The following is a 26611-nucleotide window of genomic DNA, read 5'->3' as shown; positions in this document are numbered from 1 at the left end:
TAAAATACAGCTACCTTTTTTTCTATAGTTTAATCATGCAGGTTTTTCCGTAGGAAATTGAGCCTTAAAGCACAGGAGTAACCAACGCTGCGGCAGCAGTTCATCGCATGATAACACCGCAAGCGGCGCACAAAAAACAAGCAGTGAAATTCTCACTTCACTGCTTATTCAAAAAATTAATGATATCTGTAAAGGGCTGCTCGTTTCTTGCAGTTTCCATCATGGCAAAGGGGCATCCTACTGTCCGAAGCCGCTTTGGTACTGTGTATACGTTATAGTCAGCAAGCTTTAGTCCTTCATTTACCTCGTCCCAGTGAAGAGGCGCAGCTACACCGGCGAAATCGTTTCCTCTTGGTGAATAGGGGGCGATAATGGTTTTCCCTTCACTATGCTGGACAAAATCAAGGTATAGCCTATTCCCTCTGTTCCTCTTAAGTCTTTCAATTGTAAAATCATCCGGGAACTTATTCGTCAAAAAGTCTGCCAGAAAGTCAGTGAATTTCCTTGTATCACTGTATGAAAATGAATGAAAAGGCAGGGGAATATAAATCTGGAGCCCTCTGTTTCCCGATGTCTTAATGAAGGAGTGAAGACTGAGTGAATCGGTAATCTTGCGAATTTCCAAAGCAGCTTTCACAGCCAGTCCAAATTGTTCCTGTGTCGGCGGGTCCAGATCAAGGACAATATCATCTGGAGTCACCCGGCCTGCTTTTTGAAACGGAACATGAAATTCAATGGCAAGCTGGTTTCCGAGCCAAAGCAAAGTCTGGATGTCATTAACAAGAATATATTCAATATCATGTTCCTTAAAGGTCTTAATGAAATCAGGGGCATATTCAGGGACGTTTTTCTGATAAAACCGCTCACTGCCGGCACCATGAGGATATCGGATCAAAGTCGCCGGCTTGTCCTCCAGGTTATGCAAAAACCAGGGCGAAACTTGTCTGAGGTAATGAAGGTAATCTATTTTTGTAAATATCTCCGATCCTATTTTCCAAATAGGTTTGTCGCGGGAGGTAATGTTTACAGACTCAGGAAAAGTGTACTGGCTGGAGCAAAATAGCTCCCAAGTACACTCTTCGGGCCTCATATCCATCAGGAATTCCTTGAACTGTGGTTCCCGCAGCTCCTGCTCATCATAAACATGGAGGAAATTGACCGCAATACATATTGAGGGATGAATATAATGGTACATGCTGTTTTCAGCATATGAATTTCCGCGTACGATTGCAGCAAGCGAACTTCTTTCATGTGGCGGAAGGCCATTCTTAACCTGTCCGATCTCCATGATGTCTCCGTCTTTAAATATTCCCAGCGAAAAATAGCCATTTTCTTTGTGCATGGCGGTTATGAAACAGGCAGCCGTTTTCCAGTTCTTTATCTTAAGCCAGGAGGCTGTCCTTTTGCCTTCTTCCCATAAGCCATTGTCCTGTTTGGCAACAATTCCTTCACCATCATACAAAATAACCTTATCCATAAGGGCAGAAAAATTCTTAGTGGCTGGAACAAGCTGAATAAGGTCTTCCTTGAGAGGATCCGGAAAAGCCGGCCAGTCAACATCCTGAAAAAAATCAGCCAGTAATTTCTTTCTATCGGTATATGTCATTGCTGTCAGTGGCTTTCCATTGATTTCAAGTAAATCAAAGGTAATCAGCCGGCATGGGGACATAGATGTAGCTTCCTGAATCTTTTGTTTTGCCCGGAGACGTCCTCTCCACTGTATTTCCGAAAAGTCCGAGCTAAAAGGGTTGGCGAGCCAAACTAACTCGCAATCCAGACGCAAAGGCACAAAATCCGCCAGTATCTCTGTGTTTTTTTTAACAAAGGATGAGATTTCCGGAAATATATCAATTAGCTGTTTTCCGTTCCGGCTTATTAAGGAAACACCGATGTTTTGGTCAATTGTTAGGATGGCCCTGAAACCGTCGTATTTGACCTCATAAGTCCATTGGCCCCCTATTGGAGGATCAGGTGCCAGTGTTGGAAGCATTGGTTTCATTGAAAAAACCCACTTTCTAATGTTTCCGTTTTGGTTGTATTTATAGTGCATTGATTTCTTAATAATGGAGGAATGTCTGACAGGTTTTAGCCTTACTGATTATAGTCTGGACAAAAACTGCTAAATATTGCGTTATTCCCAAAAGTTTTCTGGAGTGTAGCTGCCCGGCAAAGGGAAACTAATGAAAAAAAAGAGGGTGAAGGGTTTGCACACTATTTGGAAGGGAAGTATTTCGTTCGGGCTTGTAAATATCCCGATCAAGCTTCACGCAGCCACTGAAAATAAAGATATTTCCTTGCGTACATTGCATAAGGAATGCCATTCTCCGATTAAATATGAAAAAATTTGCCCGGTCTGTGAAAAGCCGGTTGGAAAGGAAGACATCGTAAGGGCATTTGAATATACAAAGGGCAGGTTTGTCGTTTTGGAGGATGAGGATTTAGAGAAGCTGAAACAGGAGAACGAGGCTCGAGCAGTTGAGATTATAGATTTTGTAAAAATAGACCAAATTGATCCGATTTATTTTGACCGAAGTTATTATATATCACCGAATGACGGAGGATCCAAAGCTTATTCCTTGTTAAGGAAGGCATTGGAGGATTCAGGAAAGGTCGGGCTTGCCAAAATTGTTATTCGTGCTAAAGAGCAAATGGCTGTGGTGCGTGTTTATCAAAATACACTGCTGATGGAAACTATCCATTATCCGGACGAAGTGAGGCCGGCGGTTGACGTCCCCAATATTCCTTCAGGGGACCAGGTAACTGACAAAGAAACCGCTACGGCCATTATGCTGATTGATCAGCTGACAACCGATTTTCAACCTGAAAAATACAATGATGACTACAGAACGGCGCTTCTGGAACTGATTGAAGCGAAGAAGAATGGTGTGGCAGCAGTAACACCAAAGGAAAGAGAGCCAGCGGCTGCAAAGGTTACTGATCTAATGGCAGCACTTCAGGCTTCTATTGATAAAACAAAACCAGCCACAGCTCCAGTCAAAAAGCCAGCAGTCAAGAAAAGAACAACTCGAAAGAAGGTTGTTGGAGAAAAGAAGGAAGCTTAAGGCTTTGTTGAACCATTTTTGCAGCAGGCCCATCTTTACTGAAGCCAGCCCATATTTATGGCACTGTTAAAGTTGGGTTCTGGCACCATTTGATTATGATGCTATTCAAGTTTGGTGCCGAAACATCAGTATATGGCTCTATTTCAATAGCGGATTAAAAATCCATTAACGGAAAGCAATAATCGCCTTTTTTCAGTCATATCCGCGCAGATTGCCAATTCATGTTTGAAGTCCAGCCAATTGTAATGTCCAGGGTTTGGCGGCCATAGCCGCGAGGTATAAAATAGCAAATCCAAGGCACAGCAGGTGAATATCTTAATGCACTTTTATAAAACAATAACAAAGCAGCAGATACTTTATGTCATTGCCGTTCTAATTTTGTTCTGGACGTATGTTGTAATTTTTGTTGAACTTGCAGAAGAAATACAAGAGAAACAATTGATTGAATTCGACTCAAGGATTATCGGATTTGTCCAAGGTTTTGTTTCTGAAAAGGTAACGGTTTTGATGAAAGCCATAACCTTTTTGGGCTCTTATGATTGGATTATGATAGCCGTTATAACTGCCTGCTCACTGTTAGTAATATATAAAAAAGTTAGTTATGCGGTCTATCTCGCTTTAAGTTCTGGCCTCGGTGCCATATTTAATAAGATGCTAAAAAGAGTCTTTCAAAGGGAGCGTCCAGATATTTTTCCGTTAATACGAGAACATGGCTTCAGTTTTCCCAGCGGACATTCTATGGGGGCAATAGTCCTGTATGGAACTTTGGCCATCATAGTCATTAAAATTGTTAAAATGCGCAGCTATAAGGTTGTCGCTGGGGCCGGAGCTTTTTTCCTTATTTTTATGGTGGGTCTGAGCAGGATCTATCTGGGGGTTCACTATCCGAGTGATGTAGTCGCCGGGTTCGCTGCTGGAGCTGCATGGCTCATACTCTGCAGGCTTGGTTTGCGGATATATGAATACCAGAAACAAAAGAGGGGTCTAAAAGCAGAATTACGCGGGCAATGATGAAAAACGCCGGCTCAATGATGATTAAGTCGGCTTTTTTTGCAAAAAACGCCTTTTAGGGCTTTACAAGATTATTTGGTTTCATCCGGAAAGTGTTCTTTCATCCTCAGGAAAGTTCATTTTATGTTTTTACAAGATAATCCTTCTTATTGAGTCTCCTTACACCTTCAAAGACTCTCCTGAGGGCTCAGCTAAATAAGTGGTGCAGGACGGGCATCTTTTCGCTTCAAGATGGATATCTGTGAAGCATTCTGGACAGGGTTTTTTCAAAGGAGTTTCTGGTTCTTCTTTTTTATGAAATCGATTTACCTGCCTCACGATAATAAAGATGGCTAAAGAAATGATTAAAAAATTTATGATATTATTCAAAAATAATCCATAATTCAACGTAGCGGCACCTGCAGCCTTGGCTTCTGCCAGTGAATCATATTTCTCTCCTGAAAGACTGATAAATAAATCGCTGAAATCTACTTTTCCAATTATCAGTCCTATTGGCGGCATTAATACATCATCAACCAGCGAGGTCACAATTTTACTAAAAGCAGCCCCTATGATCACCCCGACTGCAAGATCAATCACGTTTCCCCGCATGATAAATTTTTTAAATTCCTGTATCACTCTCATCACTTCCTATCATCCTTTTTCTTTCTTACATTTTTAATCAAAATTTCAAGTAAAGTAAAGCCGCTTGCCTTTTTAAGCTGCTGAAAGTTGACTGGTTAACAAAAAAATTAGCCCATTGAGAGCGAAAGAAGAGGAAAAACTATAGTGATCATTCAATATATAGGAGGATTCGTTGTTATTTTGACTATATATTGCGCCTGCATTCTACCATCAGTTTTTTAAACATGCAATCATTTAACTGTCCTTGCGAATAAAACCCCCAAGACCATTAATTTTAAGGCGTGGTAAGAGCCTTTTTTTGCTGATAAAGAAGAATTTATGAACGAAAAACAAGATCAAAACTATACTGTAATAGGACAGGGACTCCCCCTAACCACTTGAAAAGAGAAGGGCGTTCAAGTCCTTGAACATCAGCAAATCAAGGCGAGATTTTTCTTAACTTTGCCGCCGTAAATTAGGGGGTGAAACGATGATTAACTGGGGAGTACGCTTTAAAAACCGTTTTTGGGTGTCAGGATTCATAGCTCAGCTTTTTATCCTGGCCGAAGTACTATTGATTGGAGCAAATGCAATTGGCCTAACAGATTTTCAACTGACTGAGGAAATAAAGGGATGGGTACTTGCAGTCGTGAACGCTGTTTTCGGAGTATTGGCCACTCTTACTAATGTTCAGGATCCGACTACACAAGGATTCGCCGATAGCCAGCAAGCTCAATCATATAAAGAACCTCGCTAATAAATTAGGGACTTCTCTAAGGTCGTGCAGACCTTTGAAAAAGTCCCTTTTTATAATGAATGGCTGCTTTTTCATTAAGATTATGGTAATTCTCGCGATACAGTGCTTAATATTGCGGGATAATGCCAAAATAAGGTAAACTAGGGCCAGGGATAAAGGAATTAGAAATAGATTCTGACTCATTAAGAACTATCTCAGAATAAGAGATTTATGAACCAAATTTAGGGAAAAAGTCACTTTTTTGCAACAAAAAGGAACACTTGTTCGATTTTGTTGTTAAATATGTTATAATAGAATTGCGATAGAGTATCCCCGAGGGCGGTCGGCTAACCCCGGAAAGGGGGTGATGCCTATGACAATGTTTGAAGCTTTAATGGCTATGTTTTCCTTTGCGACATTAATGATAGCTGTTTTATCGTTTCATAACAAAAAATAGACCTCCCTTGACCGTAAATTGAGGGAGAGGTCTATTTATCGATAATAGGCCGATCCCCTGAGGGAACGTCTATCTGCAGGCCGTGAATGCTGCAACATTTACGGCCTTTTTATCAGGATTTATATATACTAAAGGATAACATAAGTTTAAAGATCTGTCACGGAAGAGCGGGGGAAAGAGGATGGGGTACATTGTTTCACTGCATGTAGGGAAACCAAAGCAGGAACATTATGAGACAGCAACAATTGAAACAGCAATCAAACGGCCAGCAGTTGCTGAAGCATTCCTTACGGTAAACGGATTAGATGGAGACGAAGTAGCGAATAAGATACACCACGGAGGGCCGGACCGGGCGATTTGTTTTTATCCAATCGAACATTACAGCTTTTGGGAAGCTAAATGGGGGAGGACACTGTCAGCCCCTGCTTTCGGTGAAAATGTTTTAGTGGAAGGGATGAAGGAAGAAGAAGTATTCATTGGAGATGTTTACCGGATAGGCGGTGCCATTGTGGAAATCACTCAAGGACGTGTTCCTTGCGCGAAAATTTCTCACAATAATGGGGTACCGGAGTTTCTGGAATCTGTATTAAAAACAGGTTTTACTGGCTATTTCGGAAGGGTGCTTGCTGAAGGGGCTATCCAGTCAGGGCAGTCCATTCATTTAATGGATAGGAAGCAGGATCAAGTTAGCGTCCTTTATGCTAACCAAATCCTCCTGCAAGGCCAAGATGGCCTGGGTGGTATTGAAAAACTCCTGGAAATGGGATATCTTGCTGAGGTGTGGCGCAATAATTTGGAAAAGAAACGAAAAAAGCTTCAATCAAAAAATAAAGCATAGAAAAAAACCCATTAGGCTTGGCTTAATGGGTTTGTATATCCTGTTTTTTACATTCAGCGGTCACACATACTGTCAGCATGGGCCTTACTTTTTTAAATTTAACTGAGATATCGCGAAAGCCTGCATTAAAAAGATCCTGTTCTATCTTAATTCCAAGGGCCATCGTTTTTTCCGGGGTTGCATCTTCCTCGCGCGGCTGGACAGTAATTGCGATCCGCCCGCCGTCCTTCATTAATTGATGAATCCTTGTTAATGACTCCTCATGTTTCTCCCATAGAGGGTAGTTATTAACAGAGAGCACTTTATCATATTGATGGCATTGCTGCTTCAAGGTAAAAACATCGCCTTTGTAGAGCCTAAGATCCCCATTTTCAATGGCAGCTTCATTTCTCTTTGCAGCAGTCTCCACCATTGTATCTGAAACATCGACGCCATCCACCATAACATTTTTCTCTTTCCGACAGATTTCCTCTAATGAAAAGCCCGGGCCAAACCCGATCTCGAGAACATAATCCCCTGGCATTATCCCAAGCCTGCCCAATGTCCAGCGGTTTATTTTCCGATTTTCCACCGCCATAATTTTCCCTGCTAGTTTGCCGAGCATTCCTTCAGGTTTACAAAATTGCTTTGCAAAAGCTTCAAGCATTTTCTCACCCCCATTTTTTTTGCTTTTTCACTATTATTCACTCAAATAGAATGAGTAAAACATAACCTGTCAAGTTTCTGCATTCTCTTTTTCCATTAACGGCGAGCTCATAATGTTCAATATGAGTTCCTATATAATGGTCAAGTTTTTTTCATTTTAATAAAAAAGTATTGAATTTTTTCCATAGTTCTTGTAAATTAAATGTAATCATTTTTTGAATTTGCCGAAAATTTAATAATCTTATCGAGAGAGGTGGAGGGACTGGCCCTTTGAAGCCTCAGCAACCGGCGGATGCCAAGGTGCTAATTCCAGCAAGCATTGCTTGATAGATGAGGGTTTTGACAAACGAGGGCCTTCATTTTTGAAGGCCTTTTTTATAAGACAAGAAAGGACAACTTTTTAAAATTGCGGATGTCTAGCTTAAGTGCCCAGCAACTTTTTTCGTGTAGTAAAAAGCTTATTTTAAGAAGTACAATAATAGCGATTAAGTACACAAAGGAACTAAGGCGGCGGTGAAACATCGTACGAAACAAAGCGACAGCTTTATGAGGAAGTGGCGGCGTTAGCCGTTCTTCCTCTGCCAGGATGTGCTGGCGTTTGGTACAGGACTAGGGTTGAAATGGTCTTACATTTGGAACCCTGCCAGAATTTAGTGATGTTTCCTTTTGTCAGGATGTTGATCAGGATGCTTGCACTTTTCTAAGAGGGGGGAATGGAAGTGGATTTTAGATACGAACTGCAAAACAGAATTCTGATTGGTGAAGGAGCAATGGGAACACTTCTTTTTATAAATGGGATTGACCAATGTTATGAGGAGTTTAATATTCAGGAGCCTGGCCGGATCGAAAGGATTCACTCAGCTTACGTATCAGCCGGGGCTGATATTTTACAGTCCAATACCTATGGAGCCAACTATATCAAACTGAAAAGGTATGGACTTGAGGACAAGGTTAGCAAAATCAACCGGAGAGGGGTCGAGATTGCCAGAAAGGCAGCAGGAAAGGATGCTTTTGTTTTTGGTACGATTGGCGCTTCAAGGAGTTTCCGTAAATCTGACCTGAGCATTGAGGAGATCAAGAGAAGTTTTCGTGAACAGCTGTATAGCCTGTTAATGGCTCAGCCTGACGGGTTAATTTTGGAGACTTATTATGACCTGGAAGAAATCGAAACCGTTTTGGAAATTGCCAGGAGTGAGACAGAGATTCCAATCATCGCAAATGTTTCCCTGCATGAAATTGGCTATCTGCAAAACGGTGTACATTTAAGTGAAGCACTCTCCAGGCTGGAAGAAATCGGTGCTGATGTTGTTGGAGTGAACTGCCGGCTGGGCCCGCATCATATGATCCGCTCATTGGAGGAAGTGCCGCTGCCTGCTCATGCACACCTTGCTGTTTACCCAAATGCAAGCTTGCCGGATTTTGTGGATGGGCGGCTTGTATACGCCGCCGTACCGGAATATTTTGAATCAAGTGCTCTTGAATTAAGAAAGCAGGGAGCTCGGATCATTGGGGGCTGCTGCGGTACAACACCTCTGCATATAGAAGCCATGAAAAGGGCGATCGGAACTCTTAAACCTGTTTCGAAAAAAACGGTCAGACCGCGAAAAATTGAAATCATTGAAGCTGGCAACATTAACACAACAGTAGCATTAGCTAATAAAGCGAAGAATGAAAGAACGATATTAATAGAATTGGATCCGCCAAAAAAGCTTGGAATAGAAGATTTTATGGCAGGTGCTGATGCACTGTATGAGGCAGGTGCAGATTCTATTACGCTTGCTGATAATTCACTTGCAACTCCGAGAATCAGTAATGGTGCTCTCGGTATGCTGATTAAAAATAAAACAGGAAACATTCCACTCATACATCTTACATGCAGGGACAGGAATTTGATCGGCCTGCAGTCGCATTTGATGGGACTTGATACGCTGGGCTTGAATGAAATTCTTGTTGTTACAGGTGATCCTTCAAAAATCGGTGATTTTCCAGGAGCCACTTCTGTCTATGATTTGTCTTCCTTTGATTTAATATCTCTCATTAAACAGTTTAATGACGGGCTTTCTTACTCAGGCCAGCCGCTTGGCCGGAAGACAAATTTTAGGATTGCCGCGGCATTTAATCCAAATGTCCGTTATCTTGGCAAGGCGGTCGAACGGATGGAAAAGAAGATTAAATGCGGTGCACAATCGTTTCTTACCCAGCCGGTTTTTTCGGAAAACCAAATTGAAGAAGTCTATCAGGCTACAAAACATTTAGAAACCCCCATATTCCTTGGAATCATGCCGCTCACCAGCAGCAGAAACGCGGAATATCTGCATAATGAAGTACCGGGGATTACGCTGTCGGAGCCGGTCAGAAAAGCAATGGCAGCCGCAGCAAATGACCCTATGAAAGCACGGGCAGAGGGAATGGCAATCGCAAAAAGCCTTGCGGCAGCAGCCGCTGAACGATTTAACGGATTATATTTCATTACTCCATTTTTGCGGTATGACATGACAGCCGAGCTTACTAAGCATGTTCGTACAATTGACAATAAACGATTAGTAGAGGTGGCAACACATGAGTAATGCAGCAATGGCAGTTCAACTGGACAATCATTTAAGCAATACAGGTCAGGTTCAATCGGGCAATAAAAAAGGCAGCATTTCTTTGGAAGAGCAGCTGGGTAAAAAAATAATGCTTCTTGATGGTGCAATGGGTACCATGATTCAGCAGGCCAATTTGACAGCAGCGGATTTTGGCGGAGAGGAATATGAAGGCTGCAATGAGTATTTGTCTTTGACCAAGCCTGAAACGATTATGCAAATTCATGAAGCATATCTGGAAGCCGGGGCAGATATAATTGAGACCAATACTTTCGGGGCTGCCGCAATCGTCCTGGATGAATACAACCTTGGCTCGCTGGCATATGAAATAAACATTGCTTCTGCACTGCTTGCCAAGAAGGCATCAGCAAAATTCTCTACTCCTGAATGGCCAAGATATGTGGCAGGGGCAATTGGGCCAACAACCAAAACTCTTACTGTAACTGGCGGTACCACATTTGATAAGCTGGCTGAAGATTATGAAGAGCAGGCGAGAGGGCTGATTAATGGCGGAGTCGATCTGCTCCTGGTGGAAACATGCCAGGATACACTAAACGTGAAAGCTGCGTTTACAGGTATTCAAAGAGCTTTTGATGCTGCAGGCTTTGAACTGCCAATCATGATTTCCGGAACAATTGAACCGATGGGGACTACTCTTGCAGGTCAGTCGATTGAGGCTTTTTATCTTTCATGCGAGCATATGAAGCCGATTGCGGTTGGCCTCAATTGCGCCACCGGGCCTGAATTTATGACAGACCATCTGCGAAGCCTGTCTGAAATAGCCGGAAGCGCAATCAGCTGCTACCCGAATGCTGGTTTGCCGGATGAAGAAGGTCATTATCATGAATCCCCTTTTTCATTAGCGGGAAAGATTAAGCAATTTGCTGAAAAAGGATGGGTTAATATTGTTGGGGGCTGCTGCGGTACAACACCCGACCATATCCGCGAGCTGAGAAAAGAGCTGGAAGGCCTCAGCCCAAGGAATGTTTCTAAAGCTTCCCATTCCCATGCCGTATCAGGAATTGAACCGCTTATTTATGATGACAGCATGAGACCGCTGTTTGTTGGGGAGCGGACCAATGTAATCGGTTCAAAAAAGTTCAAGGAATTGATCCGTGAAAAAAAATATGAGCAGGCTGCCGAAATTGCCAGAGCTCAGGTGAAGAAGGGTGCGCATGTCATTGATATTTGCCTGGCTGATCCAGACGGAGATGAGCTTGGCGACATGGGTACATTCGTTCAGGAGGCAGTAAAAAAAGTAAAGGTGCCTCTGGTCATAGATTCCACAGATGAAGCGGTTATTGAAGTAGCCCTAAAGAATTCCCAGGGTAAAGCGATAATCAATTCGATAAATCTTGAGGATGGAGAGGAACGTTTTGAAGCTGTTATTCCTCTATTGCACCGTTATGGCGGGGCTCTTGTTGTCGGCACAATCGATGAACAGGGAATGGCGGTTACTGCTGAACGTAAGCTTGAAGTTGCTGAAAGATCATATCATCTTCTGGTTAATAAATATCGTGTGAATCCAAAAGATATAATCTTTGACCCGCTTGTATTCCCTGTTGGAACAGGTGATGAGCAGTATATTGGTGCTGCAGAACAAACGGTCAAGGGAATAAAGATGATAAAAGAAGCCTACCCGGATACATTGGCGATACTTGGGGTCAGCAATGTATCATTCGGCTTGCCGCCCCGCGGCAGGGAAATTCTGAATGCCGTTTTTCTCTACCATTGCACAAAGGCGGGACTTGATTATGCAATTGTCAATACTGAAAAGCTGGAGCGGTTTGCGTTAATAGCTGAAAATGAAATTAAGCTCGCTGAAGATTTGCTTTTTAAAACATCTAAGGAAACGTTACAGGTATTTACAGAATATTACCGGGATAAAAAGCCTGAAAAAAAATCTGAAGGAAAAAAACTGCCGCTAGAAGAAAGGCTGGCTCAATACATTATCGAAGGTACAAAAGAAGGATTGACCGAAGACCTTGAGGAATCACTGCAACAAGGGGATAAGCCGCTCGATATCATCAATGGACCTTTAATGGCGGGCATGGCTGAGGTCGGCAGGCTTTTTAACGATAACCAGCTTATTGTAGCAGAGGTGCTGCAGAGTGCGGAAGCAATGAAAGCTGCTGTTTCTTATCTGGAACCGAGGATGGAAAAGGGTGAAGCGGGCTCTAAAAAGGGGAAAATCCTGCTTGCAACTGTAAAAGGGGACGTTCATGACATTGGTAAAAACCTTGTTGATATCATTCTGTCCAATAATGGTTTTGAAGTCGTTGATCTCGGAATCAAGGTTGCGCCAAACCAAATCATTGAAGCGGTCCGTACCCACAACCCGACTGCGATCGGTTTGTCGGGCTTGCTAGTGAAATCAGCGCAGCAAATGGTCCTAACCGCACAAGATTTAAAACAGGCCAACATTGACCTCCCAATTCTGGTCGGCGGAGCTGCGCTTTCAAGGAAGTTTACTGACCTGAAAATTGCTCCAGAATATGGAGGATCAGTCTTATATGCTAAAGATGCGATGGATGGGCTCAATGTAACAAACATACTCCATGATGAAAAAAAGCGTGATATTCACCTTCAAGAGCTGGAAGAACGGAGAAGGTCAAGGAATGAACAGATTGCCACGCTTGAACTGCCGAAAAAAGTGGCTGTGGCGACAAGGAGTGCTGTTCTTCCCCAAGTCGCAGTTCCTGTACCATTGGATCTAAAACGTCATGTTCTTAAAAATTATCCGCTTCGTATTGTAGAACCATATATAAATAAACAAATGCTGATCGGCCATCACCTGGGTTTAAAGGGGAAGGTTGAAGAGCTTTTGAAAAAAGGAGATGAAAAAGCGGAAGCCCTTAATAGTTTAACGAATGAGCTCATATCTTTTCTGCAACAGGATGAAGAGCACTCATTAGGCGGAATATATCAATTTTTCCCGGCACAGAGCGAGGGGAATAAAGTCCATCTATATGATCCTGAAAATACAGCGGAAATCCTGGAGACCTTTGATTTCCCGCGCCAGGAAAACGAACCGCATCTATGTCTTGCTGATTATGTAAAACCTGCAGGTTCTGGTGAAATGGACTATGTTGGCCTGTTTGTTGTCACAGCCGGAAAAGGTATCCGCAAGCATTCTGAACACTGGAAACAGGAAGGTGACTTCCTGAAAAGCCATGCCGTCCAGGCCATTGCTCTCGAAACAGCAGAAGGGTTCGCAGAAAGAATGCACCATCTCATGAGAGATGCGTGGGGAATTTCTGATCCGATCGATATGACAATGAAGGACAGATTTTCAGCAAAATACACCGGACAGCGTTACTCATTTGGATATCCGGCCTGTCCGGACCTAGAAGACCAGGCGAAAATCTTTAGGCTGCTCCACCCCGAAGAAGTGGGAATCAGGCTTACCGAAGGCTTTATGATGGAACCGGAAGCATCTGTTTCAGCAATAGTATTTTCCCATCCAGAAGCAAGGTATTTTAATGTGCTGTAAAGAGCGATAAATCATGAAGCCCGAGATCAAAATAGAAAAATAGCAGGATTGACATTATTCCAGCTTTTTTTTATAAATCTATTACTGGGAGGGTTTGCATAGTTTATTAAGTGCACTAACCGTTTGAACTAAATGCCGAAAATTATTTCCTCTTTTGATATGATAGGATAAATTTTGTGATGTATTGTGCAGATAGGACTTGTATGAAAGTATGATTAAAATTTCCAGTTAATGTGTAACCTATCCTTATGAATCACAAAATGCTTAAACCAAAATCAGGGTGAATAGACATGCATATTAGTAATTATCAAGAGCTTCAGGAAATATTTAAACAGGAAGTTAAACCGCTTCTCGAAGGTATAACGAAAATGTCGGAAGGGTTAACCGAACATTTACGGACAGATGACTGCTGTATGCTTACAGAGTTTGAAAAACTTTCACAGTCTATTTCGACAGCTCAAAGTTTGGCCTCGTCTTTTTATTTAAAGTCGTATCTCTCTCCATATACAAAGAAGGGAAATAGCATTGCAGGAGCCGCAGGAGTTCTGGCGGGGAAACGGCAGGGAGGACTGATCGTTATTGAGAGGGAAGATTTTCTAGATCCTTTTTTACAGAATGGTGTCCCTGTCTCTGCGGAAACGACCCAGCAGTTGCTGGAAACTATATTTTTCCCAGGTGGTCCCCTGCATGACGGTGCGGTTTTGATCAGGGGAGATATTATTGTATCTGCAGCCAATGTCCTGCCATTATCGAAACAAATTTCTGAAGGAAGAAAGATTGGAACCCGCCACCGTGCGGCGATGGGTATTACTGAACATACCGATGCGGTAGCGATTGTAGTCTCTGAGGAAACTGGCAGAATTTCCTTTGCTTCCCGTGGTGGACTTCACGCTATTACCATGTAGCTTTACTGGAAGCTGTGCCAATGTGTCTTCTAAATACGATATTATATTGAAGGTAATAAAATTCTGAGAAATGAATTACTAACCCTGTTTTTCGGCATTTAAATCATAAAAATGTTTTTTAGCTGGAAAATTGCATTAGGGAATAATTATGTCTAGTTATTCTAGTGTTCTTTTCTAAATGCTTTCTGTCTGAAAAAATAACTTATTATCCTCTCTGGATTCATTAGGAGAGGTTTTTTATGTTTTATTGCAGGCTAAAAGAGATTCAATACGAGATTGGCGGACGAATGCTCCTGTGCCAATAAGTATTCTTGCCTGAAGCCTTTCTCGATTCCTGAACATTCGAAAGAGGACGAAAGATTGGGGTCTTTCACCAGCCAAATAACGGGCTGGACAGTTGTGAGAAGCGGGGAAAAACGCTCGCCAAGCTTAAAACTCTTTAAACGGACCATTAATATTTTAATGCTTAATGAGCACAAACAATCTTGAATTGGCTAACTCCAAGCATGTAATTTGTAATGACAGCTTTTTTTCAAAAGAGGCTGTTTCTTTACTAAAAGGGTCATGGGGTTTGTCATGCGGGATTTCTGGTTTATAATAGATAATGATATTAAGGAAAGGGGCAATGGCTATGAAGGAATGGACAATAGAAGAGCTTTTGCAGCACCCTGACGCTATTGCTATAGACGTTCGTTCACCGATTGAATATGAGGAAGGATCCATCCCGGATTCAATTAATATACCACTGTTTACAAATGAGGAAAGACAGGAAATAGGAACGCTCTATAAAGTGGAAGGCTCAGATGCGGCCAAGTGGAGGGCGATGGAAACGGTAGCGCCGAAGCTGCCGCAACTGCTCGGAGAAATCAGAGGACTAATAGAAACTGGCAAAAAACCTGTGGTGTATTGCTGGCGCGGCGGCATGAGAAGTAAATCAGTTGCAAGCTTCGCTGTATTTTCGGGTTTAAACGTTGCTCGGGTAACAGGAGGGTACCGTGCCTACCGGAAGTATATCTTAGAAACAATGGAAGATATGCTGCCTGCCCGCGCTGTTGTGTTACATGGGATGACCGGTTCGGGGAAGACCCTTATTTTAAAGAGTCTGAGTGAAAAAGGGTACCCGGTACTCGATTTGGAGGAAATTGCGAACCATCGCGGATCTGTCTTCGGCTCTTTTGGTCTTGGAAAACCTCATAATCAGAAGATATTCGATTCTTTGCTATTTAAGGAACTGCGTAACCTGAAGGACGCAGATTATTTTCTGATGGAGGCGGAAAGCAAGCGGATCGGGCATGCGGTCCAGCCAGACTTTATGGTGGCCGCAAGGGAGAACGCGCTCCACATCCATGTAGAAGCATCGCTCGAAAAAAGGGTGGAACGGACTTATAAAGAGTATGTAGAACAGTTTCAGGATGAGCAATGGTTCAAGGATAAAGTTGAATTGGCCCTTCGAAATATTTTAAAAAGGATCAATAACCCAGAGATAATCCAGGAGATAACTCGTGCAGCAAATAATGAGGATTATCGGAAGCTGATTGAACTTTTGTATGTTTATTATTATGATACACGATACAACCATAAGGAAAAGGAATTTGCCGACAGGCTTACTGTTGTCAATGCAGACTCAATTGAAGCAGCCGCTAAACAGCTTGAACACATATTGCAAAACGCGGGCTATGCTATGCCAGAAGAAATTTTGCAAAAAAACCAAATAACTAAGTAAGCTTATTCAATTTCTGTTCTTCAGAAAATACAAAACTCACTTTTAACCCTGTCTTTTTAATAAAAGAGCAGGGTCTTTCTCTTTGGATTATAAGCATTCTTTCTGGCCTATCCATGTTTAGTACAAAGCCTCATGAGGAAAAAGGAATAGAGGATTCATTTTTCACGCTAGAAAGGACACGGTGAGTTTTTTTATGATGCCTTCTTTGTTTTTAGCCCACGGAGCTCCATCACTTGTTATAGAAAATAATAGTTATACAGAATTTTTAAAAAATCTTGCCGCAAACATGGATCAACCTAAAGCGATTGTCATTTTTTCCTCCCACTGGGAAAGCTGCAGCCTATCGGTTACAGCTGTACAAAACCATAGTACAATTCATGACTTTGCCGGTTTTCCGGATTCATTATATGAAATTACATACCCGGCAAAAGGAGATTTAGATATTTCCGACCATTTGCTTACGTTGTTTGCGAAGTCAGGTTATTTGGCAGAGTTAAAGAATGATAGAAGCCTTGATCACGGAGTTTGGGTTCCTTTATCAATCATGTATCCAGATGCAAGCATTCCAGTTGTATCAATTTCGGTAAACCCGGCCCTCTCAAACCAGGCCCAATACAAGATTGGAAAGGCAGTGAAATCTTTAAAGAGGCAAAATGTGCTGGTTATCGGCAGTGGCGGCATAGTCCACAACCCTGAGCAATTCATTGTGGGAATGGAGGTTGCTGAAGGGTGGGCAGTAACTTTTGAACATTGGATCGAGGAAAAACTTCTGAAGCGGGATATGGAAAGTTTATTGAACTTTGAGGAGATTGCCCCATTTGCCAGCCTGGCTGTGCCCACAAAGGAACATTTTGCCCCTCTGCTGATTGCTATGGGAGCAGGTAACCATAAGCGTAAACCTGAATTACTTCATCGCAGCTTCCAGTACGGAAATTTAAGCCTTTCTGCTTGGAAATTTTAAGAATGAGCAGTTAGTATTCCTTTAAAGCTGGGATGGGGACGAAAGCAGAATATTTGGTATGCATTCATTTTTTTATACTTCAAAATCTAGCAGGTACAAATAGAATTAAATACTATTTCTTAAAGTAATAAAAAATGTCAGGTCAACCCTTTAGTTTCTATTATAAAAAAGTGAGAAACCTTTGAATATTTAACTAGAATCATGTAATATAATTTCTGGAAGCGTTTTATACTTAATTATTAAGAATTTTCGCTTTAAATAACTATTTCTAAATAATGTGTAAATTACTAACTAATTTTGAGAAAAGTTGGGGGTTTTTGAAATGACCAACAAAAAAGCTGATCCTTGGAAAAGCTTTGCAGGTCCGAATCTTGGCTATATTATGGAGCAATATGATTTATACCTGCAGGATACAGCGGCGGTCGAACCGGAGCTTGCAGCCTTATTTGAGGCATGGGGTGCTCCGGTATTAGAAGGTAGTAGAAAAAATGAAGAGGAAAGCATTACAGCAACACATGCAATCAATGCTCCTCAGGCAGGATTGCCGGATATCCAGAAAATCATTGCCGCGACTAAATTAGCTGACCATATACGTACATATGGCCACCACGCAGCTGATATCTATCCGCTGACAAAAAGCAAAATGGATACACAGCTATTAGAGCTATCAAATTACAATTTGACTGAAGCGGATCTAAAAAGTATCCCGGCAGCTTTTGTAATGGAAAATCCGCCTTCTGACCTTAAAAATGCATTCGAAGCCGTTACATACCTGAAAGGCCGGTACACTAGTACAATCGCTTTCGAGTTTCAGCATGTAAATGATTTAAACGAGAAAAAATGGCTTAAGGATGCTGTGGAATCAGGAAATATTTTTCCAAAGCTGTCCAAAGAAAAAAAGAGCTTACTATTAAAGCGCTTAAATGAAGTGGAAGGCTTTGAAAAATTTCTGCACCGTACTTATGTTGGCCAGAAACGATTTTCGATTGAAGGGCTGGATACGTTAGTCCCGCTCCTGGATGGCATCATTTCTGAATCTGTTCAAAATGGCACAACTAATGTCAATATTGCGATGGCTCACCGTGGCCGGTTAAATGTGCTGGCCCATGTACTCGGCAAGCCATATGAAATTATTTTCTCTGAATTCCAGCATTCACCAAATAAGGATTTAGTACCTTCTGAAGGTTCTATTGGCATCAACTATGGGTGGACCGGTGATGTAAAGTACCATCTAGGTCTTGATAAGCAAATCACACGGGAAAATACAATTAAAGCCAGACTGACGCTTGCAAATAATCCAAGCCATCTTGAGTTTGTAGGAGCAATTGTGGAAGGATACACAAGAGCTGCTCAAGAAAATAGAAAGGAAGCTGGTTTCCCAGCACAGGATGTTTCCCGTTCACTTGCCATTCTGATCCATGGCGATGCTGCATTCCCTGGCGAGGGAATTGTAGCTGAAACACTAAATCTTAGCCGGCTGAAAGGATACCAAACGGGCGGAGCCATTCATATAATCGCTAATAATATGATCGGTTTTACCACTGAGAGCGAAGATTCCCGATCTACAAAATACGCAAGCGATCTGGCAAAAGGATTTGAAATCCCAATTGTCCACGTCAATGCGGATGATCCGGAAGCGTGCATGGCAGCAGTTCAGCTTGCTTACCAATACCGCACTGCTTTTAAAAAGGATTTCCTCATAGACTTAATCGGGTACCGACGCTTTGGACACAATGAGATGGATGAGCCATTAGTAACAAATCCAAAAATGTACGAGCTTGTGCACAAACATCCGACAACGAAGGAAGTATACTCCCAGCGGCTTCTTCAGGCAGGAGAGCTGACAAGTGAGGAAGTAGCAGCAATTGAAGCACAGGTAGAGGAAAAACTTTCAACGGCTTACGGCAAAGTGTCCGGCAACAAACCAAAGGAAGCTAATGAGTTGAATCCGCCGGAAACAGTCGAGCACGGTATTCCAAAGTTTGAAACCTCAGTTACCAATGATGAACTGAAGGCCGTAAATGAAAATCTTGTGAAATGGCCTGAATCGTTCCAGATAAATAAAAAACTCGGCAAGATCCTGTCCCGCCGCCTGGATGCGTTCGGTACGGACGGCAAGATCGACTGGGCCCAGGCGGAAACGCTTGCATTTGCTACCATTCTTAAGGATGGGACGCCAATCCGCTTAACAGGCCAGGACTCAGAGCGTGGTACCTTCGCCCAGCGTCATTTAATGCTGCATGACAGCTCTACAGGCGAAAAATATTCTCCGCTGCATCAGCTGGAAGGTGTAGCAGCTTCGTTTGCAGTGCATAATAGCCCGCTTTCAGAGGCTTCTGTGCTGGCATTTGAATATGGATATAATGTTTTCTCTCCGGAAACACTCGTTCTCTGGGAAGCGCAATATGGAGATTTTGCCAATACAGCACAGGTAATTTTTGATCAGTTTATTGCTGCTGGCCGCGCTAAATGGGGGCAGAAATCAGGGCTTGTTATGCTGCTGCCTCATGGGTATGAAGGACAAGGGCCAGAGCATTCAAGCGGACGCCTGGAGCGATACTTGTCACTTGCTGCAGAAAATAACTGGACGGTTGCAAACCTTAGCACTGCAGCCCAGTATTTCCATATTTTAAGACGACAGGCAAAGGTACTTGAAATGGAAGAGGTCAGGCCGCTTGTCATTATGACACCAAAGAGCCTGCTTAGAAACCCGCTTACATCATCAAACCCTGTTGAATTTACTGAGGGAGATTTTAAACCATGTATCCAGCAGCCGGGGCTTGGAGCAAATCCGGAAAAAGTCGAAAGGATTGTTTTCTGTACAGGGAAAATCGCGGTCGATCTTAGCGCTCAAGTAACGGGACGTGAAGATCTGGATTGGCTGCACATCATCCGGATTGAAGAACTATATCCATTCCCATACCAGGACATTCAGCAACTTTTGAAGCAGTTTACGAATTTGAAGGAAATTTTCTGGGTCCAGGAAGAGCCAAAAAATATGGGTGCATGGACATTTGTGGAACCGCGTCTGATTAGTGCCTGCAACGACATAGTCCCAGTCATTTATGTAGGAAGAAAGCGTAGATCCAGCCCGGCTGAGGGTGATCCAAATGCACATAAAATGAAACAGCAACAAATCATAACGAAAGCAATAACTCGTAATCAAGAGGGGGAAAAGTAAGATGGCAGAAGTAAAGGTACCCGAGCTAGCTGAATCGATATCTGAAGGGACAGTCGCCCAATGGCTGAAAAAACCGGGAGATGTAATTGAAAAAGGGGATTACATCGTAGAACTGGAAACAGACAAGGTAAACGTAGAAATCATTTCAGATTACGCTGGACAGCTGAAGGAGTTGCTTGCAGAAGAAGGGGATACGGTACAAGTTGGACAGGCAATTGCCATCGTAGATGAAGCCGGCGCCCAAGCATCTCCATCCCAGCCGTCTCAAGCTGAAACATCTGCGCCTTCTGCTCAGCCTGAATCAGCTGTACCACATGAGGCAACAGTACAGCAGGAAGAAAAACCTGTGAGCAGCCAGCGTCCAATCGCCTCACCGGCAGCAAGAAAGCTTGCCCGTGAAAAAGGGATCGACTTAAGCGAGGTATCTGTTGCCGACCCTCTTGGCAGAGTAAGAAGACAAGATGTGGAGGCTGCCGCAAGTGCCCCTGCACAGCAAAGTGTTCCGGCATCCAAGCCAGCACCTGTACCGGCCCAAGCAGCATCTGTTACTTCTGATGACCGTATCGAGGTTATCAAAATGTCTCGCCGACGCCAGACTATTGCAAAACGTCTGGTGGAAGTACAGCAGACCGCGGCAATGCTTACCACATTCAACGAGGTTGATATGACTGCCATTATGGAGCTGAGGAACCGCCGCAAGGATGCTTTCTTTAAACAGCATGGAGTTAAACTTGGTTTCATGTCATTCTTTACAAAAGCGGTAATTGGCGCCCTGAAGAAATATCCATTGCTGAACGCTGAAATTCAGGGTGCGAATATCCTGAAAAAGAATTTCTATGACATCGGTGTGGCTGTTTCCACTGATGAAGGCTTGGTTGTACCGGTTGTGAGAGAAGCAGATAGAAAGGGATTTGTCGATATCGAACGGTCAATCGGCGAGCTTGCTGTCAAAGCAAGAAACAATAAACTTGCCCTTTCAGACCTGCAGGGAGGTACATTTACGATCACAAACGGCGGAACGTTCGGTTCATTATTATCAACGCCGATATTAAATGCACCTCAGGTAGGAATCCTTGGCATGCACAAAATTCAAACTCGTCCAGTCGCTATTGATTCCGAGCGGATGGAGAACAGACCAATGATGTATCTTGCCCTCTCCTATGATCATCGTATCGTTGATGGTAAAGAAGCAGTAGGCTTCCTGGTAAATGTGAAAGAATTGCTTGAAGATCCAGAACAGCTTTTACTAGAAGGATAATAGATTAAGAACCAAAAGCATCGTCACTTATTACAGTGGCGGTGCATTTTTTATTTTCGCTAAAATCAGACAAATCAGACTCTTCACTTAGCTCTATTATTTTGTGAGGATATAAGACTAAAGGAATGGTAAAAAACGTACAGTTTTTTTGGAACAACAATTAAATTTAGGTTGAAATACCTTGTTTTAACATTTTGTAAACGATAAGTTAGAATCAACAGTTTTCCACAAATACAATAAACAGGTTTCAACAAATAAGACTAAACAGTTAAAAAACATGTATCATAAATTGCGTTATGAAGAGAAATTACTCAACAAAGAAGAAGGTACGGTTTTTCAAAGGGAAATGGACAAACTGGTGGTGAAGACTTAAATTAAGCAAAAAGAAGGGAAGTAAAGCGGACTGATCCCAACCAAATAGGCTACTGCCGGATAGCTATGACAGAAACCATCCCAGGAGATTGATTTCAAAAACCCAGTTTGGGGTAAAGGATAGATAGAAACTAATTACAAAAGGCAGGTTACAAGTTGATGATTAAAAAATATAAAATTTCCAGTTCAAAAAGAGACGAAATGATTGAAATCACAACAGAAGTTCAAGAGTTTGTCCGAGAGGCAGGATTCAGCAAAGCTGCTGCTATTGTCTATTGCCCCCATACTACAGCTGGGATCACCATTAACGAAAATGCCGATCCGGATGTAAAAAGCGACATGATTCGCCGCTTTGATGAAATGTATCCCTGGAACTTAACGCAGGATAAACATGATGAAGGAAACTCGGCTGCACATATGAAAGCGAGCGCAATGGGTGCTTCCCAGCATTTGATTGTCCATGAGGGGAGGCTACTGCTTGGCAGATGGCAAGGGGTCTATTTCTGTGAATTTGATGGACCAAGGGAGCGGGAGTTTTATATCAAAATAGTTGAAGGGTGATGGGGCTCGCTGCGGCGGGCTTTTTTTATTTACAGCCGCCTATTGAGATTGGTAAATTTTTGTGCTCGGAGGAAAAAAGATTGTTTTTCAGTTCCTTTAAAAATTAATTAACATTCATGCCGCCGATGCCAGTAAGCTGCATATTCACCTCAAATGAAATAAAGCAAATCCCAATATTCGTGCCGGAAAAAGGGGAGAGGCTTTCAGTAAGAGGTAGTTGATGTGATGTTTATTTTATCAAAAACTGCTTGGAAATAGCTGAACATAACGGCAGGACAACCAAAATCATCCCTCCGTTTTAGCTGGAGGAATGATGGCTTTAAGGGAACTGAGATGAGTTATTGCTTAGCATAACTTACTCTATTGGAAATGAAAGAACTGAACCTGGTCCAAGAAATATTGCGGCCAGTAACGACAATAGCAGCTTTTCGTCCTTTTAATTCCCCGCCATTTTGTTTTAATGAAGCTAATCCTGCTGCTCCAGAAGGTTCAATAATATATTGATAGTTCGGCATAGTAGTCATGGCTTCCATAATCTCTTCGTCTGTAACTGTTATGATTCGGTCAATATGTTCTTGGATGATAGGAAATGTCATAGTATGATGCTCGATTGGTCCGCTTAATCCTTCCGCTATCGATGGCTTTAAATTCACAGGTACCGTTTTAGCATGTTGAAACCAAACAGCGAATGTCGGACTATTCTTTGTTTGTACTCCCCATACCTCTAATTTCGGATTTATCGATTTGAGAGCCACACAAATCCCAGGTGTAAGTCCCCCGCCACCCAAACAGGTGATGACTACCTCTACATCAGATAAATCATCTAAAATCTCTAATTCTACAGTGCCGCCTGCAGCAACCACTGAACGGTCATTATAGGCGGAAAGAAAGGTATAGCCTTTTTCTTGGGCATCTTTTACTGCTGCCAGCCGTGCATCCGCAATCGACTCAAAAAAAGTAATAGCGGCACCATAGCTTTCCAATGCATTTATTTTGCTTGGATCGGCTTCATTCGGTAAATAAACATGCGCTGGAACCTTTAATTGATTAGCTGCATAAGCCAATCCAATTCCATGATTGCCTGCGGAAGGAGCAATAACACCGCGTTTTCGCTCCGTATGGCTTAAAGCCAATAGCTTATTAAAGGAACCCCTGGGCTTAAAGCTGCCCGTAACCTGGAGGTTCTCCAATTTTAAATAAACCTCTGCTCCGTATAAACGGCTAAATTCAACATTATACTCTAAAGGTGTATGTCTTATATAATTTTTTATACGTTGATGAGCTTGTATTATCTCCTGCAGGGTAATTGTTGTATGATTCATAAAGACCAACTCCTTAATAAAGAATTTACTTATATGTTATCTCTTACACTTAGCTGGCAGATAATACATATAAGTTATAAGGTTGTAACTTTTAGTTATAAGGCATTCAACTTAGCATTTAGCTATTTTCGAGAGGGTAATAAAGGAGAGTTTACATTATGGAATTCCTTACAACTGATCAATGGAACGAAGATTTATGGGATATGGTAAAGGATATTTACTTTGAGGCATTTAAGAATCATTCACCAAAGCCTGAAACTATCATCCGTAATATGTTTGCCAAACGTCTTTGTTCTCTGCATGTTGTAATAGAAGGGACACACACCGTTGCGATGGCGTTGACAGGATCGATAAGAGATTCCCGGATTTTACTGATTGACTATTTGGCCGTTGAAAAGGAATATCAAAACCGCGGCATCGGAAAGGGATTGAACAAATACATAAGGGAATGGGCCGTTGCACATAAGAAATTTGATACCATTCTGATTGAGGTTGAAAGTGAAAAAATTATTGACAATATCGCACGGATACGATTTTGGGAAAAATGCGGTTATCTTCTTCTAAAAGATTATACCCATCAATACATTTGGGTTCCCGAGCTATATCAGGCCATGTATATTAGTTTGCAAAAAGGTGGCAAGGTTACATTTACAGGCCAAGAACTTTTCAAGTATATTGAATCCTTTCATAAGGCGTCTTTCCGTCGAAGGTAATGTCGTTGAATCGGTTTTGTTTATACCATTTGAATGGTTGCTAAAAAATGCCAGGGGGTCTCCTAAAAAGCTAATTTGGAAAAATCTTTACAAAAAACATCAAAAATGAATCCATTAAGAAAAAAGGCATGCCAGTGAACTGAAAATGGCTATCTGGGCTTCCCTATGTTTAAATAGCGTGCAGTCCTTTCCAGGTGAATCCCAATATCTTCATCTATAATTTTCTTTTAATGGCAAGATTACATACAAAAAAATACATGATTGGGATATTTTAAAAGCAGGCAATATGGCATATAATTAACTTTTGCTGTTATTTTTTACTATTCAAGGAGTAGCTGCTTATGTATGAAACATTTACTTACAAAGAGAAGATTAAGCAATTAATTATTATGCTGATCCCTATTTTAATTACCCAGCTTGGGATGTTTTCCATGGTTTTTTTCAATACTGTTATGTCAGGGAAATACAATCCGTCTGACCTGGCCGGGGTGGGGATAGGTTCAGCGATTTGGAATCCGGTTTTTACAGGGCTAAGCGGGATACTGCTTGCCGTATCACCCATTGCTGCACAGCGTTTTGGCCAGAAAAAAGATAAGGAAGTGTCTGTGGTGCTGGCACATGGAGTATACCTAGCATTAGGTATTGCTGTGTTGGTGATCTTGGCCGGATTTCTCTTTTTGGAAATGATATTGGGGATAATGGATTTGGATGCCAATGTTCAGCAGATCGCCAGTGATTATTTGATCGGTCTGGCGTATGGAATCATTCCGCTATTTATTTTTAATGTTCTAAGATCCTTTATTTATGCACTGGGAAAAACCAGAATCGTGATGATCATCCTCCTGTCTTCACTCCCTGTCAATTTCATGTTAAACTATGTACTTATCTTTGGAAACTGGGGCTTTCCGGAGCTTGGCGGGGCAGGGGCTGGTTACTCAACTTCCATTACTTATTGGCTAATTGCCGGGCTAACGGCTTTCATCGTAAAGACACAAAAACCTTTTTCTCCCTATGTAACGTTAGCTGCCTTTAAGCAATTTGACTCCGATAAGTTCACTGAGATTTTAAAAATTGGTGTGCCGATGGGACTTTCGATTTTTTTTGAATCGGGCATATTTGCAGTCGTAATGATTCTAATCAGTAAGTATGATATTACGACGATTGCGGCCTATCAATCAGCGTTGAATATTGTTGCATTCATCTATATGATTCCGATGAGCATCTCAATGGCGCAAACCGTTCTAGTGGGATTTGAGGTAGGAGCCGGCCGGTATAAGGATGCAAAAACCTACAGCTGGCTTGGTATTAACCTTTCCATTTTAATTGCCTTTGTAACAGGCCTGCTCGTAGTTTTCTTCAGGTATGAAGTTGCGGCCATTTATTCAAACGAGACGGCCGTAATCGCGTTAACGGCCCACTTTTTAATTTACGCACTGTTCTTTCAAATCTCGGACGCCATCCAGGCAACCGCCCTGGCAGCATTGAGAGGATATAAAGATGTCAATATTGCCTTTATCATGACTTTAATCGCCTATTGGCTCATTTGCCTGCCGGTTGGTTATTTGCTTGCCCATTATACCAAGCTGGGAGCTTCAGGCTATTGGATCGGCTTGACTGCAGGATTGCTTGCAGCCGGGATTGCCTTATCAGCAAGGCTTATATACGTCCAAAAAAGGTATTTTCAGAGCGTACAGATAAAACAGGTGTGAAGATTTTTAGATAAGCTCATAAAAAATTGATAAATAATGTGAAAGCAAATTAGTGCAGTAATGATAACACCTCCAGTGATCAGGTCGGAAAGCAAGAAATAGCGGCAGCTTTGCATACCGTGTCTCATTTTTATAAGCGTAATCCAGGGTGCCCGAGTTCTATGCTCTCTTCAAATCGGCAATATTAGGAGGTTTATATTGCTCACACCTGTTCTTTTTCAGGGGAATTATCTTGGTTTCAGTCCTTTGCGAATAAGTAGGTAATTACTTTATCAGCAAAGGAGGATAATTTATATGATGTGGATGCGCTTTATCATGATGGGATTTTTCTCGTTTACTGCCATTAGTTTATTAACGTTCCAAGGTATTGAAATTTTAGAAGCTTTTATGCAAATGTACAAAAATAAATAAGAGTACAAACGTTATAAGCCTGTATCGTTGGTTAGTTAGAATTAACGATACAGGCTTTTTTATGC

General features: G+C 42.1%; 19 protein-coding genes and 1 riboswitch. Of the genes, 15 read left to right on the top strand and 4 right to left on the bottom strand.

Going from position 1 to position 26611, the window contains the following annotated elements:
- Positions 1-157: 157 nt before the first annotated feature.
- Positions 158-1999, bottom strand: coding sequence for a DNA ligase D (locus D0469_RS17445; RefSeq protein WP_117327999.1), 1842 nt, complete (start codon positions 1997-1999; stop codon positions 158-160).
- Between the two features lie 205 nt (positions 2000-2204).
- Between D0469_RS17445 and ku the strand changes: the two genes are divergently transcribed.
- Both ku and D0469_RS17435 read left to right on the top strand, forming a co-directional pair.
- Positions 2205-3062 carry a non-homologous end joining protein Ku gene (gene ku / locus D0469_RS17440; protein ID WP_117328064.1) on the top strand — a complete coding sequence of 286 codons (858 nt, stop codon included), beginning with the start codon at positions 2205-2207 and terminating at the stop codon, positions 3060-3062.
- A 318-nt stretch (positions 3063-3380) separates the two neighbouring features.
- A complete protein-coding gene (locus D0469_RS17435; protein ID WP_117327998.1) occupies positions 3381-4073 on the top strand; it encodes a phosphatase PAP2 family protein in 693 nt (230 codons plus the stop codon).
- Between the two features lie 159 nt (positions 4074-4232).
- Here the strand turns inward: D0469_RS17435 and mscL are convergent, their stop codons facing one another.
- Positions 4233-4691, bottom strand: coding sequence for a large conductance mechanosensitive channel protein MscL (gene mscL / locus D0469_RS17430; RefSeq protein ID WP_199478561.1), 459 nt, complete (start codon positions 4689-4691; stop codon positions 4233-4235).
- Positions 4692-5166: 475 nt separating this feature from the next.
- On the opposite strand from mscL, the gene D0469_RS17425 reads away from it, so the two are divergent.
- The 3 genes from D0469_RS17425 to D0469_RS17420 all read left to right on the top strand — a co-directional run bounded on the left by D0469_RS17425 (position 5167) and on the right by D0469_RS17420 (position 6707).
- Positions 5167-5433, top strand: a complete 267-nt coding sequence (locus tag D0469_RS17425; RefSeq protein WP_117327996.1) for a phage holin — start codon at positions 5167-5169, stop codon at positions 5431-5433.
- 346 nt (positions 5434-5779) lie between these two features.
- Positions 5780-5869 (top strand): putative holin-like toxin, encoded by a 90-nt coding sequence (locus tag D0469_RS22175; protein WP_407675752.1) that lies wholly within the window; start codon positions 5780-5782, stop codon positions 5867-5869.
- Positions 5870-6050: 181 nt separating this feature from the next.
- Positions 6051-6707: an MOSC domain-containing protein gene (locus D0469_RS17420; protein WP_117327995.1), complete on the top strand. Its 657-nt coding sequence runs from the start codon at positions 6051-6053 to the stop codon at positions 6705-6707.
- A gap of 22 nt (positions 6708-6729) precedes the next feature.
- Here D0469_RS17420 and D0469_RS17415 read toward each other — a convergent pair whose 3' ends face one another.
- A complete protein-coding gene (locus D0469_RS17415; protein ID WP_117327994.1) occupies positions 6730-7353 on the bottom strand; it encodes a class I SAM-dependent methyltransferase in 624 nt (207 codons plus the stop codon).
- 237 nt (positions 7354-7590) lie between these two features.
- Positions 7591-7689: riboswitch (SAM riboswitch) on the top strand.
- Positions 7690-8065: 376 nt separating this feature from the next.
- Here D0469_RS17415 and D0469_RS17410 point away from each other — a divergent pair.
- The 8 genes from D0469_RS17410 (at position 8066) to D0469_RS17375 (ending at position 22391) form a co-directional block, all read left to right on the top strand.
- Entirely contained in the window at positions 8066-9919 is a 1854-nt protein-coding gene (locus tag D0469_RS17410) for a bifunctional homocysteine S-methyltransferase/methylenetetrahydrofolate reductase (protein ID WP_117327993.1), read from the top strand.
- A 109-nt stretch (positions 9920-10028) separates the two neighbouring features.
- Positions 10029-13430, top strand: a complete 3402-nt coding sequence (gene metH, locus D0469_RS17405; RefSeq protein WP_233523106.1) for a methionine synthase — start codon at positions 10029-10031, stop codon at positions 13428-13430.
- Between the two features lie 290 nt (positions 13431-13720).
- On the top strand, positions 13721-14335 hold the full coding sequence (cdaS, locus tag D0469_RS17400) for a sporulation-specific diadenylate cyclase CdaS (RefSeq protein ID WP_117327992.1): 615 nt from the start codon (positions 13721-13723) through the stop codon (positions 14333-14335).
- A 631-nt stretch (positions 14336-14966) separates the two neighbouring features.
- Positions 14967-16058 carry a tRNA 2-selenouridine(34) synthase MnmH gene (gene mnmH / locus D0469_RS17395; protein WP_117327991.1) on the top strand — a complete coding sequence of 364 codons (1092 nt, stop codon included), beginning with the start codon at positions 14967-14969 and terminating at the stop codon, positions 16056-16058.
- Between the two features lie 193 nt (positions 16059-16251).
- Positions 16252-17019, top strand: a complete 768-nt coding sequence (locus tag D0469_RS17390; RefSeq protein WP_117327990.1) for a dioxygenase family protein — start codon at positions 16252-16254, stop codon at positions 17017-17019.
- Between the two features lie 322 nt (positions 17020-17341).
- A complete protein-coding gene (gene sucA, locus D0469_RS17385) occupies positions 17342-20200 on the top strand; it encodes a 2-oxoglutarate dehydrogenase E1 component (RefSeq protein WP_117327989.1) in 2859 nt (952 codons plus the stop codon).
- A gap of 1 nt (position 20201) precedes the next feature.
- Positions 20202-21458: a 2-oxoglutarate dehydrogenase complex dihydrolipoyllysine-residue succinyltransferase gene (gene odhB / locus D0469_RS17380; RefSeq protein WP_117327988.1), complete on the top strand. Its 1257-nt coding sequence runs from the start codon at positions 20202-20204 to the stop codon at positions 21456-21458.
- A gap of 531 nt (positions 21459-21989) precedes the next feature.
- Positions 21990-22391, top strand: a complete 402-nt coding sequence (locus tag D0469_RS17375; protein ID WP_117327987.1) for a secondary thiamine-phosphate synthase enzyme YjbQ — start codon at positions 21990-21992, stop codon at positions 22389-22391.
- 338 nt (positions 22392-22729) lie between these two features.
- Here D0469_RS17375 and D0469_RS17370 read toward each other — a convergent pair whose 3' ends face one another.
- Entirely contained in the window at positions 22730-23713 is a 984-nt protein-coding gene (locus D0469_RS17370) for a threonine ammonia-lyase (protein ID WP_117327986.1), read from the bottom strand.
- Between the two features lie 158 nt (positions 23714-23871).
- Between D0469_RS17370 and D0469_RS17365 the strand changes: the two genes are divergently transcribed.
- On the top strand, positions 23872-24426 hold the full coding sequence (locus tag D0469_RS17365) for a GNAT family N-acetyltransferase (protein ID WP_117327985.1): 555 nt from the start codon (positions 23872-23874) through the stop codon (positions 24424-24426).
- A 341-nt stretch (positions 24427-24767) separates the two neighbouring features.
- Positions 24768-26135 (top strand): MATE family efflux transporter, encoded by a 1368-nt coding sequence (locus D0469_RS17360; protein ID WP_117327984.1) that lies wholly within the window; start codon positions 24768-24770, stop codon positions 26133-26135.
- The last annotated feature ends 476 nt before the right edge of the window (positions 26136-26611 follow it).

Origin of the sequence: Peribacillus saganii (assembly GCF_003429095.1) — a bacterium.
GTDB classification, from domain to species: Bacteria; Bacillota; Bacilli; order Bacillales; family DSM-1321; genus Peribacillus; species Peribacillus saganii.
The sequence above is the reverse complement of the archived record's forward strand: the minus strand, read 5'-3'. Positions and strand labels throughout refer to the sequence as shown.